General features: G+C 39.4%; 8 protein-coding genes. 4 read left to right on the top strand and 4 right to left on the bottom strand.

Annotation, left to right across the window (positions count from 1 at the left end; all coding sequences use genetic code 11):
• Nucleotides 1-4 precede the first annotated feature (4 nt).
• Nucleotides 5-841 carry an urease accessory protein UreD gene (locus tag ABN212_RS00655; protein WP_198619287.1) on the bottom strand — a complete coding sequence of 279 codons (837 nt, stop codon included), beginning with the start codon at nt 839-841 and terminating at the stop codon, nt 5-7.
• Nucleotides 842-1,335: 494 nt separating this feature from the next.
• On the opposite strand from ABN212_RS00655, the gene ABN212_RS00650 reads away from it, so the two are divergent.
• Complete coding sequence (locus ABN212_RS00650) at nt 1,336-2,226, top strand: AraC family transcriptional regulator (RefSeq protein WP_196532370.1); 891 nt, start codon at nt 1,336-1,338, stop codon at nt 2,224-2,226.
• Nucleotides 2,227-2,231: 5 nt separating this feature from the next.
• Here ABN212_RS00650 and mtgA read toward each other — a convergent pair whose 3' ends face one another.
• The 3 genes from mtgA to arcB form a co-directional block, all read right to left on the bottom strand.
• Nucleotides 2,232-2,930, bottom strand: a complete 699-nt coding sequence (gene mtgA / locus ABN212_RS00645) for a monofunctional biosynthetic peptidoglycan transglycosylase (protein WP_196532371.1) — start codon at nt 2,928-2,930, stop codon at nt 2,232-2,234.
• 20 nt (nt 2,931-2,950) lie between these two features.
• Nucleotides 2,951-3,601: an isoprenoid biosynthesis glyoxalase ElbB gene (elbB, locus tag ABN212_RS00640; RefSeq protein ID WP_198619286.1), complete on the bottom strand. Its 651-nt coding sequence runs from the start codon at nt 3,599-3,601 to the stop codon at nt 2,951-2,953.
• 236 nt (nt 3,602-3,837) lie between these two features.
• Complete coding sequence (arcB, locus tag ABN212_RS00635; RefSeq protein WP_198619285.1) at nt 3,838-6,174, bottom strand: aerobic respiration two-component sensor histidine kinase ArcB; 2,337 nt, start codon at nt 6,172-6,174, stop codon at nt 3,838-3,840.
• Nucleotides 6,175-6,849: 675 nt separating this feature from the next.
• Here arcB and gltB point away from each other — a divergent pair.
• The 3 genes from gltB (at nt 6,850) to dcuC (ending at nt 14,501) form a co-directional block, all read left to right on the top strand.
• On the top strand, nt 6,850-11,310 hold the full coding sequence (gene gltB, locus ABN212_RS00630) for a glutamate synthase large subunit (RefSeq protein ID WP_349442702.1): 4,461 nt from the start codon (nt 6,850-6,852) through the stop codon (nt 11,308-11,310).
• Nucleotides 11,311-11,319: 9 nt separating this feature from the next.
• On the top strand, nt 11,320-12,717 hold the full coding sequence (locus ABN212_RS00625) for an FAD-dependent oxidoreductase (RefSeq protein WP_198632063.1): 1,398 nt from the start codon (nt 11,320-11,322) through the stop codon (nt 12,715-12,717).
• A 509-nt stretch (nt 12,718-13,226) separates the two neighbouring features.
• A complete protein-coding gene (gene dcuC, locus ABN212_RS00620; protein ID WP_349442700.1) occupies nt 13,227-14,501 on the top strand; it encodes a C4-dicarboxylate transporter DcuC in 1,275 nt (424 codons plus the stop codon).
• The last annotated feature ends 5 nt before the right edge of the window (nt 14,502-14,506 follow it).

The raw sequence follows: 14,506 nt of genomic DNA, 5'->3' as shown, positions 1-14,506 counted from the left end.
ACGATTATGTCGCCCATATACGAGGCGGCTCAGGGCAATACCCTAACCAGTGTTGTCTGACGGTTTGCCAAACTTGAGCAAAACACGCCATCATCGGCTCTGTTTGCGAGCCTAATAACCGTAAAACTAAAATACCGTCTACATCCGTTAAACCATATTCGATAACAGGATCGTAAGTGGCTGAAGAAATCTCAACGCTCTGTTGAATAAGGTTTTTTAATTCGTCTGTTGCGGGATAAATATAAAGTGACCCCAACATAGGAAATTCACGCATGGCAGCCGATCTTTTTTGTAAACCATCGACAAAAAGCGACTCAGTTAATGTCAACTTTTCATCAATATAGAAATTTAAACGCCCTTTTACATTGCCATTTTCAAACCATTCATTTAAAACAGGGCGACCAAAACATTGGATTTCCCAGCCAATAAATCTGGCTGTAGATGCAATATGAATATGCGTTTCTAGGCAAACTTGAGCTTCAGGAAAAAAGATATTTTCTTGAGGTAACCACTCTAAAAAGCCATTAGCTGCCACTTTTAAGGTTTGAACTTGCCGAGCAACACCGCCTGCGCTACGGTAAAACTTAGTGGCTCCAGGTGTTGTGAGCAACGCGTGTGCTTGAGGCTGCACATCAATATTGATCAATAGGTTATCGCCACCAACCACACCGCCTGGGGGATGAAGCAAATAAGTGTGTGCAATACCTTGCTCAGGATAAAAAGGACGCTGAACCATTAATGGGCCGATATGGCGCTTTTCTGTAAGACGTGTTATTTCACGTTTTACTTCATAACGTAAAACGATTTCAGCAAGCCAACCCTTCCCTGAAAAGTCAGACATACTCACTCCTGCCAACTCGGCAAAATTATCAATAAATCAGGAAAATACGTGAATACATACAGCGCTATCCATAAGATTGAGTCATTCAAAATCAAATAGAAAATAAGCTAATGAATGTTGGATAGGGTGTGGATAAAAGACAAACAGTGATATCCTAAGAACAGGATAATCTCCTTCGTCTTTGACGCGCGATTCTACACCTTATTACGAAAAATGCGTTTTGAATAAATAACAATTTATTTAGAAAAAATGACACTGTTTAAAATAAATGTAAAAAATGAGCAAATATCTATATTGTCATGTTTTATCAGCAAGATTATATTCTGTTTTGCTCTCATTCAGCTTTGCATGACAACACTAATTTAAACTAGAATAATCTCTCTATTTATTATTCTAGACGTGGCTTATCAGTTTATACAGCAAATGAGCTAATTTTGAGTATTGTTCATTTAAGCAAGATTAATGCTTAACTTGCCTACGGTATATCGGAGATCATGGAATACAAACACATCCTGTCCTCTAACCAAATGTCTTTAAAAACGTTTTACATCGAAAACCCGATGATAGCGATGGTTAGTGGCGCAAAAGGTACAATTTGCATCAATGGGCAAACTATTGATGTATCAAGCCATTTAACGCTTATTATTCCGAAATATAGTCAAATTTCTTGCGATATTGTCAGCCAATTTACGCATAAATCTATTGAACTACACACTCTGGTGTTATGTGAAACAGAGCTTCAATCGGTTTTCTCTTTACTAAAACCTTTAATTAAATCTAGCTCGCCACTCACAAGCCACCTTCCGTCTTACCATTTATCAACTCCTGAAGTGATAAAAAGTAATTTTGGAATTTTAAAACAGTGTTTACCGCTACCACATGGCTCTCCATCACAAGAAACCATGTTTATGCAGCAGTGCTTATTCTTTATTTTAATGGCGGTACATCAGGCAGGTGTGGATATTCTAAATATCTTTCGTTTTAACTATGATGAGCCGAAAAATCAGGCCATTACACACCTGATAACACAAGATCCACAGCGAAAATGGCATTTAGAAGATGTCGCAAAAACATTGTTTACGACGCCATCGACATTACGTCGGCATTTAAATAAAGAAGGGGTTTCATTCTGCCAATTGCTATTAGATGTCAGAATGGGGATCGCTTTAAACTACCTCACATTCTCTAATTACTCGGTATTTCAAATCAGCCATCGTTGTGGATTTGGAAGTAATGCTTATTTTTGTGATGCCTTTAAACGTAAATATGGCATGACACCGTCACAGTTTCGCATTCAATCTCGTCAAGCTAATGATCCATCGACGATAAACAAAATGTCAGAAAAAATTGCAGAGCCAGAAAGTAAAGTGTTTCCGACCTTATAAAGGTGTTACAAATTATTTTTCTTTAAAAAGGCTATTCCACCCATTAGTCGCATCTGATTTAAGATCCACTGTTGCCGTTTTAAGGTATAAGCAGAAGGTTTATTTACGTGATAAATATGCGGGTTAGGCAATACCGCAGCCAATAATGCAGCTTCATGGCTTGTAAGTTGTTTCGCTGGCTTTCTAAAATAGTGTTGAGAAGCCTGCTCTACACCGAAGATCCCATCACCAAATTCAACAATATTCAGATACACCGTTAAAATACGTTTTTTTGACCAAATAAGCTCGACAACTGGCGTCATTCCCGTCTCAAGCCCTTTTCTTATCCAACTACGACCATCCCATAAAAAGAGATTTTTGACCGTTTGCTGAGAAATAGTCGATGCACCACGTAATGTTTTCCCGTTGTTATGATTTTTTTTGAAAACTTTCTCAATAGCATCAAAATCGAAGCCCCAATGTTTGGGAAAATTTTGATCTTCAGAAGCAATAACAGCTAAATACATTACAGAAGCTATCTCTTTTTCACTTACCCAAGTGGAATGTGATACATAAGAGAAATCAAACTCACTCCAAGCAGAAATTTGTCTTTGAACCATAACAGCAGAAAAAGGCACAGGTAAAAAAGAAAACAGCACAACTGTTAACAGCCATAAAGCAATTAAAATAATTAATAGTTTCTTTAACTTTCTCACCAGTACCATCTGCTGTTTTTACCTACTATTTATGCCATCTCAAGGACTTTCTTAACTAGTTTCTCAATACCTACCTGTGCTTGTGCAATAGATTGTGCAAGCATATACGCAGGAGTTGTGACAACACGATATTTTTCATCAACAACAATATCATCAACCGGGCAATCTATATGGATGCCACCCATCTTTTCAATTGCACGAGCTGTTTCTGCGTCATTTCCAATTGTTAATTTTACTGGAGAATTTAACATTTTTGGTAACATTACAGGCGCAATACATATTAACCCTAATGGCTTATTTTGCTGATGCATCGCTTGTACAAATCTTAAGAGATCTTTGTTAATTTCACAGTCACTCCCTTTTGTTGCGAAATTGCATAAATTCTTCGCTGCACCAAAGCCACCAGGAATAATGACAGCATCAAAGTTTTCAGCCTTTGCCTCTGATAAAGGGGAGATTTTTCCACGAGAAATACGAGAAGATTCTTCCATCATATTCCTTTTTTCTGATTTTTCCTCACCTGTAATATGATTAATTACAGTTGGTTGTAAATCATTAGGTGAAAAATAATGAACTTCAGCATTATTTTGGCTTAAAGCAAGCATTGTGAGCACTGATTCATGGATTTCACTCCCATCGAATACACCACAGCCACTTAAAATTACCGCAATTGATTTCATATCTTTCTCCGTTTGTAGTAGATTACTAGTTACCCATTTATAGGTGTAAACACCAATCGGCATCACATATTTAAATGTTTCTTGTAACAAAAAAACTTATCTTTGCTATTTTGTTGCTTGTATGATGTATGGAATAGTTTCATCCTATTCGCCTATGTAATGAGAATCAAAAAAAGCGGATAGAAAAGTTTCCCTGGTGTTGGCGCAGTATTCGCGCACCCCAACTTCGGTTGGGGTTATTTTTTTCTAGCGTCTGCCAACCAGTTTCTTAAACTTTCTACATCCTTTCTCCAATCCTTCCCTAGCTCATCGACCCACTCTTGTACATTGTCCCACCAAGCAGGTAATTCCGGTGATTGGATCTGTTTAGCGAGTTGCTGTAAATGTTTTAAACCTATAGAACCTGCTGCACCTTTGATTTTATGTCCTTCCTCAGTGATGCCCTTCTGATCACGCGCTGTTAGGTTAGATTCAAGAACTGACATATAACTTGGCATCATCTTTTCAAAAACATCTAAACCATCAGTGATTAATTGAGGTCCGACAAGTTCGATGTATTGATTCAGCATGTCTATATCTAATAATTCTTCATTTTTATTCAACAATTCCGATGACTCATTACATGGCACAGAAACCGCACCATCACCCCAGAATTTGTTGATAATCGCGGTAAGTGCATCCACAGAAAGTGGTTTACTTAGCACATCATTCATTCCCGCATCCAAATACTCTTTTTTGTCTTTCAAAACATTTGCTGTTAAAGCGATAAGAGGAGGAAGTTCATTACTGTCGAATTCTTGACGTAATTTTCTTGAAATATCGAAGCCAGTCATATCAGGTAATTGAATATCTAGTAGCACTAAGTCATATTCATCAGGCTTAAACATCGATAACGCTTCTTGTCCTGTCATTGCCACATCAACGGTATTACCCAATTTTTCTAAAACAGAGCAGGCAACAATCACGTTAAGTTCTATATCTTCAACAAGCAGAATATTTAAAGCAGGTAATAAGAGTTCATCATCACTTTCGATATCGTGGTGCTCTTCAATCGCAGGAGCGACGATAGAGAGGGTAAAGGTAGAACCCTCACCTAACTCACTCTCAACACGAATATCGCCGCCCATATGCTGTGCTAGGCGTTTTGAGACAGCAAGTCCGATACCCGTTCCCGTTGCAGAACGACCACCTTGACTATCATTGACTTGATAGTACATAGCAAAGATCTTCTCAAGCTCACTTTTTGGAATACCAATTCCGCTATCCTTCACTTCAAATAACAACTTATCTGGCGCTTCTTGCCAAATACGCACTTTGATTTCACCTTCTTGAGTAAACTTCACAGCATTACCAATGAGATTCCATAAGATCTGACGTAATCGAGTCCCATCAGAGGTTATCTTATGCGGTAGCGTTTCTTCAGCTTCGAGTGTGAATTTCAATCCTTTTGGCTGTACTAACAATCCAGACAGGTTTTCTAAATCAGAAATAAATTCAGTAAAGTCAATTGGCTGGTTATCTAACTGAATTTTTCTACGCTCAATTTTGTCCATCTCAATCACGTCATTAAAAATATTCCCTAACGTAATCGCACTCACATGGATCGTTTTTAAGTAATTGAGTTGTTCTGGTGAAAGCTCGGTATCCAATAAGATACGGCTTAATCCAACAATACCATTTAGCGGTGTACGCAATTCATGGCTGATTGTTGAGATAAAGGTGGTTTTATCACGGCTCGCGTTCTCTAATGCGTCTTGATAGCGCTTACGCTCTGTAATGTCACGTCCAAAGCCCATTAAGCCATGACGTTTACCAATACGATCATAAAACGGCACTTTGCGCAGTTCAAAACAAGCCTTGCGGCCATCAGGATAAACTAACCACTGCTCATAAGTGAGCGACACATTATGACGGAAGACTTTTTCATCCGTTTCCATCACTTTTATCGCAATATCTTCGTCATACACATCAAGTGGTGTTAAACCGATAAGTTGCTTTTCACTTTTACCTGTCAGTAATTCCGTCGCACGGTTACATCCTGAAAATTCATTATCTTCATTGCGGTAATAAACTAAGTCAGGAGAGGCATCTAAGAATGAGCGTAAAAGTGAGGATTGCTGTTCAAGCTCGATTTGCGTCAATTCACGACGCTTCATTTCACTTTTTAGTTTTTCTAGTAGTTCAAGGTGTGCTTTTTCAACTTTTTCACGCTCTTGAATTTCCAAGTTTAATTGCTCAATATTCTCTTTCAATTGAGAGTTAAGCTCTAAGTCGCGCTGGCGCATTACACCTAGTTTATCCACCATACGAGATAAACGGCGTCGTGATTCTTCAAGTTGTTCAACCACAACAGAGAGAAAATAGACAGCCCAAGGCGTAATAATCAGCCCAAAGAAAATAGAGCGAACAAGGTCAATACTGGTAACATCACCTGCAAGCAAGAATGTCACCGCCATTTGAACAACCATCGCTAAAACAACTAATGCAGAAGCTAACAACAATGAGAAGCGAATTAGCCCCAGCCTCATCATTAAGTCAACGTAGTATTGGGCAAGCCCTTTGAGCAATTTCATTGAAAACTCCAATATATTGAATCTATGGAATGATAACCCAAAAATGAATTGGCGCAGTGGCGAACATTCAGAAATCTTGCTAAGAGTAGTTATTTCTCATTACTTTGTTTGATTTAACCCTCTATTTTCTCTCAACGAATCTATTCAGACATATGCATTCATAAAAAATAATACAAAAACTAAGCAACATAGACGATAGCAATATCAACGATAAATAGACCTTATTAGAAAAAATTCAATTTGTCTTTTTTTATACAAAATGTATAAAAACAATAAAACTCCAAAATCAATATATTCAGTAGAATAACTCACTACCCGTTTTTATCATTAAAGGATGAGATAAAGCTAAAGCGCTCAAATAAAGTGATATAGCTCACATTAAAAAATCGCTCTCATACTATTTTAAAATAGAATAATTTAGTTATTAATCAATGCATTAAAATAAAAATATCCTTATCTATTTTATCTCAGTCAAATATCCCTACACATTGACCTGATTTTTATTTATCGATAAGTTGAAAAGGCATTGCATAGCAATATAAAAAACACTCCAAGCTAGGCAAACACAACATCACCCGACTGAGCACCCATAAATTTACCTACATACTTTGAGCCAAAACGTTCCTTTTGTGCTCTGTTTTGAGGTGCTCAGTAAACAAAGTAGGAAGCAAAAAAATGCTCTATCAAAAGACACAGGAAAAAGACAATTGTGGGTTTGGGTTGATCGCGCATATTGAAGGGCAAGCCAGCCATAAGATTGTCAGAAATGCCATACATGGTCTTGCCAGAATGCAACATCGTGGTGCTATTCTTTCTGATGGTAAAACCGGCGATGGATGCGGATTACTCTTACAAAAACCAGAGCGTTTCTTCCAATTAGTTGCACAAGAAAAAGGCTGGCATTTAGCAAAAAATTACGCCGTAGGGATGCTATTTTTAAGCCAAGATCCCAATATTGCCAAACAATGCCGTCTCATCGTTGAAGAAGAGCTACAACGTGAAACACTTTCTATTGTCGGCTGGCGTGAAGTGCCTATTAACACTGATATTTTAGGGAGTATTGCCCTTTCTTCTCTTCCTTTAATCGAACAAGTTTTTGTTAATGCCCCCGCAGGATGGCGGATAAGTGATATTGAGAGACGACTCTTTGTTGCCCGCAGACGTATTGAAAAGCGCATTACTGACAATGATTTTTATATTTGTAGTCTTTCTAATTTAGTGACCATCTATAAAGGTCTCTGCATGGCCATTGATTTACCGCGCTTTTTTACCGATCTTGCCGATCTACGCATGGAATCTTCAATTTGTTTATTCCACCAGCGTTTTTCAACTAACACCACACCAAGATGGCCTCTTGCGCAACCTTTTCGCTATCTTGCTCATAATGGTGAAATAAATACCATTACAGGCAATCGTCAATGGGCAAGAGCGCGTGCCTATAAATTCCATACGCCACTTATTCCTGATCTACAAAGTGCAGCACCTTTTGTCAATGAGAGTGGCTCAGATTCAAGTTCACTCGACAATATGCTAGAACTTTTTCTCAATGGCGGTATGGATATTGTTCGTGCAATGCGATTGTTAGTGCCGCCTGCATGGCAAAACAATCCACAAATGGATGAAGATCTTCGTGCCTTTTTTGATTTTAACTCAATGCATATGGAGCCTTGGGATGGCCCCGCAGGTATTGTATTATCAGATGGTCGTTACGCTGCGTGTACGCTAGATAGAAACGGTTTGCGCCCTGCTCGTTACGTTATTACCACAGATAACATCATCACTTGTGCTTCTGAAATTGGTATTTGGGATTATCAGCCTGATGAAGTGCGAGAAAAAGGACGTGTAGGTCCTGGCGAGCTGATGGTCATTGATACTCATCAGGGGCGTATTTTGCACTCTGCCGAAACCGATGAAGATTTAAAAAGACGCCATCCTTATAAACTGTGGTTAGAGCGCAATGTCAAACGTTTAACGCCCTTTGAAGAGTTACCAGAACAACAAGCTACAGGACAACGTGCCTTTGATGACACTTTATTAGCCACTTATCAAAAACAATTTGCATATAGCCAAGAAGAACTTGAAAGCATTTTGCATGTGCTTGCAGAAAACGGGCAAGAAGCCACAGGATCAATGGGCGATGACACGCCATTTGCTGTACTTTCTCAACGCCCTCGGCTTATTTATGACTATTTCAGACAAAAATTTGCGCAAGTAACAAATCCTCCCATAGATTCATTAAGAGAAGCACATGTTATGTCTTTAGCGACCTGCATTGGGCGCGAGATGAATGTGTTTTGCGAAGCGGAAGGTCAAGCTCATCGACTGAGTTTTAAATCGCCTATTTTGCTTTATAGCGATTTCCAACAGCTTATTAATCAAGAAAGTCCTTATTACCAATCTGTTCATCTTGATATCACATATCAACCAACAGAATGCAACTTAGAAACAGCGTTACGCCAATTATGCGCAAAAGCACAACAGGAAGTTCACCGTGGTGCGGTATTATTGGTTTTAACAGATAGAAATATCACTAAAGAGCGATTGCCTATTCCTGCTCCTATGGCAGTTGGCGCGGTACAAAAAGCATTGGTAGATAATAACTTACGCTGTGATGCCAATATTATTGTCGAAACCGCTAGTGCCCGTGATCCTCACCATTTCGCCGTATTACTCGGATTTGGTGCTACCGCTATTTACCCTTACCTTGCTTATGAATCTTTAGCCCAACGTGTTGATAAAAAAATCCTGCAAGCAAGTTATGCCCAAGTAATGCTTAATTACCGCAACGGCATAAATAAAGGATTGTATAAGATCATGTCCAAAATGGGCATTTCAACCGTAGCTTCCTACCGTTGCTCTCAACTTTTTGAAGCGGTGGGATTAAATGATAGCGTTGTCGAGCTCTGCTTTGCGGGCGTTGATAATCGGATTAATGGCGCTGACTTTAGTGATTTTGAACACGACTTATTTAATCTATCTAAACGAGCTTGGTTAACCCGTTACCCTTTAGATGCGGGGGGATTATTGAAATATGCGCATAAAGGGGAATATCACGCCTACAATCCTGATGTCGTTCAAGCACTGCAACAAGCGGTAAATAGCGGGGAATATGCCGACTATCAGCATTATGCTAGTCTGGTACAACAACGCCCAATAACCACATTGCGCGATATGCTAGTCCTCAATAACAAGGCAACGCCTATCTCGATTGAAGAAGTCGAACCTGAAACAGAATTATTTAAACGCTTTGATACCGCTGCAATGTCAATTGGGGCACTAAGCAAAGAAGCTCATGAGGCCCTTGCGCAAGCGATGAATACGTTGGGCGGCTTTTCAAATTCAGGCGAAGGCGGTGAAGATCCGGCTCGTTACGGTACTAATAAAGTCTCACGCATTAAACAAATTGCCTCGGGTCGTTTTGGCGTGACGCCTTCTTATCTAATGAGTGCAGATGTTTTGCAAATCAAAGTCGCACAAGGAGCAAAACCCGGTGAAGGAGGACAACTTCCCGGCGATAAAGTCACCCCTTATATTGCGCAATTACGCTACGCTGTTCCTGGTGTTACTTTAATATCACCGCCACCTCATCACGATATCTATTCTATTGAAGATTTAGCACAGCTTATTTTCGACTTAAAACAGATCAATCCTACTGCACTGATTTCTGTAAAACTCGTATCAGAGCCTGGTGTGGGCACCATTGCTACGGGTGTTGCCAAAGCCTATGCGGATTTGATAACCATTGCAGGTTATGACGGAGGTACAGGTGCAAGTCCTTTAACTTCTGTAAAATATGCAGGTAGTCCGTGGGAATTAGGTTTAGTGGAAACCCAACAAGCGCTAGTGGCAAACAATCTTCGTCATAAAATTCGTTTACAAGTCGATGGCGGATTAAAAACAGGACTCGATATTATTAAAGCGGCGATTTTAGGCGCAGAGAGTTTTGGTTTTGGTACAGGTCCTATGGTCGCGTTAGGCTGTAAATACTTGCGTATTTGTCATTTAAATAATTGCGCAATGGGTGTTGCAACTCAAGATGAAACGCTACGTCGTAACCATTATCACGGATTACCTGAACGTGTTATTAACTACTTCCGCTTTATTGCACAAGAAACCCGTGAGTTAATGGCATTGCTCGGAGTACAAAAAATTACCGACTTAATCGGTCGTACTGATCTGCTTTCTTGTTTAGAAGGTGTGACAAGCAAACAACAAAAACTCTCATTAGGCGGATTACTAGAAACAGTGACATCCCCCATAGGTAAATCCCTTTATTGTCAGGAAAATAATGAAACTTATGATAAAGGTGAATTAAACCAGCGTATTGTTACTCAAACGATTGAAGCCGTTGAACAGCAAAAAAGCCAAACACACTATTTTGATATTCGTAATACAGACCGCTCTGTGGGTGCAACGTTATCTGGCATTATTGCTAAGAAATATGGCGAGAATGGGTTATCTGCAACACCTATAAAACTCAATTTTACGGGCACCGCAGGTCAAAGCTTTGGTGTCTGGAATGCACAAGGCGTTGAATTAACCTTAATCGGTGATGCAAATGATTATGTTGGCAAAGGTATGGCGGGCGGTCGTATTGTAATTTCGCCTCCAGTTGGTTCTGCTTTTAAAAATCATCATGCAACCATTATGGGTAATACGTGCCTTTATGGCGCAACAGGCGGGAAACTGTATGCTTCAGGCTTGGCAGGTGAACGTTTCGCCGTCAGAAACTCCGGCGCGATTGCTGTTGTTGAAGGCGTTGGTGATAACGGCTGTGAATATATGACGGGCGGTATTGTCTGCGTTCTCGGTAAAACAGGGATTAACTTTGGTGCAGGAATGACGGGGGGATTTGCCTATCTATTAGATGAAGACCTCACATTATCGCAACGGATCAACACTTCGTCGATTGAGTTGCTTCCTGTTGCATCCTTTGCCATTCTCGCTGAACATCTACGTGGCATGATTGCAGAACATGTCAGACTAACAGGCTCACAGCAAGGAGAAAGATTACTTTCACAGTGGGAATATTGGTCACAACACTTCAAGTTGGTTAAGCCAAAGTCCAGTGATGTCAATGCGTTGCTTGGTCATCCTCGTCGTTCATCTGCTGAATTACGCGTTCAGGCACAATAGGAGAATATTATGAGTCAGAATGTGTATCAGTTTATCGACTTAAATCGTGTTGAGCCGACTAAAAAACCGTTAGCAATTCGCAAAATTGAGTTTGTTGAAATCTATGAGGCCTTTTCACCACAGCAAGCCTCCGCACAAGCTGATCGCTGTTTAGGTTGCGGGAATCCTTATTGTGAATGGAAATGCCCTGTTCATAATTACATTCCTAATTGGTTAAAGCTGGCAAACGAAGGACGTATTATTGAAGCGGCCGAGCTTTCTCATCAAACAAACAGTTTGCCTGAAATTTGTGGTCGCGTTTGCCCTCAAGATAGGCTTTGTGAAGGTGCCTGTACGCTTAATGATGATTTTGGTGCAGTCACAATTGGCAATATTGAACGTTACATCAATGACACCGCCTTAGCACAAGGATGGCGCCCCGATCTTTCTCACGTCACAATGACTGATAAAAAAGTTGCGATTATCGGCGCAGGCCCTGCGGGTCTTGCCTGTGCAGATGTTCTTATTCGTCAAGGTGTGAAACCAGTTGTTTATGATAAACATCCAGAAATTGGGGGATTACTTACGTTTGGGATACCCTCTTTTAAACTCGAAAAATCACTGATGATCCGACGCCGCGAATTATTTAGTGAAATGGGTATCGAGTTTTGCCTTAATACGGAAATAGGCAAGGATATCGCCCTAAATACCCTAATAACACAATATGACGCGGTTTTTCTAGGATTGGGCACTTATCACAGTTTAAGCGGTCATTTTCCTAATGAAAATGCTGATGGTGTTTATAGCGCCCTACCTTATTTAATTGGTAATACACGTTATTTAATGGGTTATGGTGAAGATCCTCAAACACCTTATATCGACCTTAAAGATAAAAATGTAGTGATATTAGGCGGTGGCGATACCGCAATGGACTGTGTGCGTACTGCAATTCGACAAGGTGCAAATAAAGTCACTTGTGTTTATCGTCGTGATGAAAGCAATATGCCAGGTTCAAAACGTGAAGTAAAAAACGCCAAAGAAGAAGGCGGCGAATTTTTATTTAATCTTCAACCTATAGATATTGAAGTTGATAATCAAAATAAAATGGTTGGTATTCGCGTTATTAAAACTCAAAGTGATAAAACATTAACGCCGATTGAAGGAAGTGAGCATTTGTTATCTACTGATGCGGTTATTCTGGCATTTGGCTTTAAACCTGCACATTATCCATGGTTAGATGAAAATAATATTGAATATGCATCTTCAGGCAGAATTATTATTTCAGATAATCAAGAAATACCAAATCAAACAACAAATCCTAAAGTGTTTGCTGGAGGCGATATTGTACGAGGCTCTGATCTTGTGGTAACAGCAATAGCAGAAGGAAGAGAGGCTGCCGAAGGAATATTGCAATATTTATCATGTTAAATATTTTTTATTTCCGTTATTTTAAATAACAATTTCTCTTGTTTATTATCCCATTTAATTTAAGTGGGATAAGTTTGCAATATTATCGGTGAAATTAATAAATAGTATTTAAGGATCATCAAGATATCAGACCAAATAATCATTCTCATTACCATTTAATATAATTTATAGAATAATATTTTGATAAAAAGCGATATTCTTTTTTGTATCAAAATAACACTCCTTATCTATAGTAAATATAATTTATTTTCGTATTTTTTACTTTATCTCTTTTTATTTAACCTTTTTGTCATCTTTTAATGATCATTGTTTTACAGCATTTGTTAATAACATCACAGTCTAAAAAAATAGATTTTATTTCGGCTATTAAATTTGATAACAATCAAATATTATCAACCTACCAACTTCATAATGGAGTCACCTAATAACTTTACAGAAAAATATAATTTATTGATGTTAGGTTCGCTTTCATAATTAATAGTATTGTCATAATTAACTAGGGGATCACCATGGTGATGCAACTTATAGCCGTAGCCGTTATTATCGTAACTGTCTATTTGCTAATAAAAAAATATGAAACCCGAATGGTACTTATCGGTGCGGGTTTATTGCTTTGTATTTTGAGCCTAAGCCCATTAGATGCGTTTGCCGCATTTAGTGAGCGCATGGTATCTTCATCATTAATTCAAGCAATCTGTTCGAGTATGGGTTTTGCTTATGTTATGAAATATACCAAATGCGATATGCATCTGGTTCATGTTTTATCAAAAGTAATGACTCGTCTGGGCTTCTTCCTTATTCCAGCTACGGTTGTCGTAACGTATTTTATTAATATCGCAATCCCATCAGCAGCAGGTTGTGCGGCAGCGGTAGGTGCGACACTCATTCCATTATTAATCGCAGCACGTATTCACCCAGCTATCGCTGGTGGTGCCGTGTTATGTGGTACTATCGGCTCAATGCTAAGCCCAGGTATGTCGCATAACGCCTTCGTTGCTAACATGGCGAATATGGAAGTGGTTGATTTAATCGCTCGCCATAGCCCATATAGCTTAATGGCTGGTGGTATCGCAGCAGTTTCACTGGCGGTTGTCGCTTTAGTGAAAAAAGAGTTCAAAATGGCTTCTGTTGCGGGTGATGCATCATCTTCATCAGTACAAGCAACGCCAGAAGCTATTCGCCCTAACTACTTATATGCAACAGCACCTTTCATTCCATTAATCCTGTTAATTCTGCCATTCTTCGAGACTTTCAGTACATTTAAACTGTCTGTACCAGCGGCAATGTTAATCGGTTCTATCTATGCTCTGTTCATCACATTAACTAACCCAGCTCAAATTACGAAAGAGTTCTTTAAAGGTATGGGTAATGCTTATGGTGATGTATTAGGTATCATCATTGCAGCAGCAGTATTCGCAGCAGGTCTGAAAGCATCTGGTTTAATCGACGCGTTCATCAACTTCTTAACTCATTCTCCTGAATTCGCTCGCTGGGGTGGTACTTTAGGGCCATTCTTAATGGGTATTATCACAGGTTCTGGTGACGCAGCAGCATTCGCATTCAACGAAACAGTAACACCTCATGCTGCACAATTCGGTTATGAAATCCCAGACATGGGTATGGCAGCGGCATTATCTGGCGCGTTAGGTCGTACTATGTCACCACTGGCAGGTGCAGCAATTGTTTGTGCTGGTCTTGCAAACGTAAACCCTATGGAAATCGCAAAACGTACTGCACCGGGTATGATTATCGGCGTCATCGCTGTTGCGTTATTCATGTTATAAGTGGA

Source organism: Proteus genomosp. 6 (assembly GCF_040139785.1).
Lineage (GTDB): Bacteria > Pseudomonadota > Gammaproteobacteria > Enterobacterales > Enterobacteriaceae > Proteus.
The sequence above is the reverse complement of the archived record's forward strand: the minus strand, read 5'-3'. Positions and strand labels throughout refer to the sequence as shown.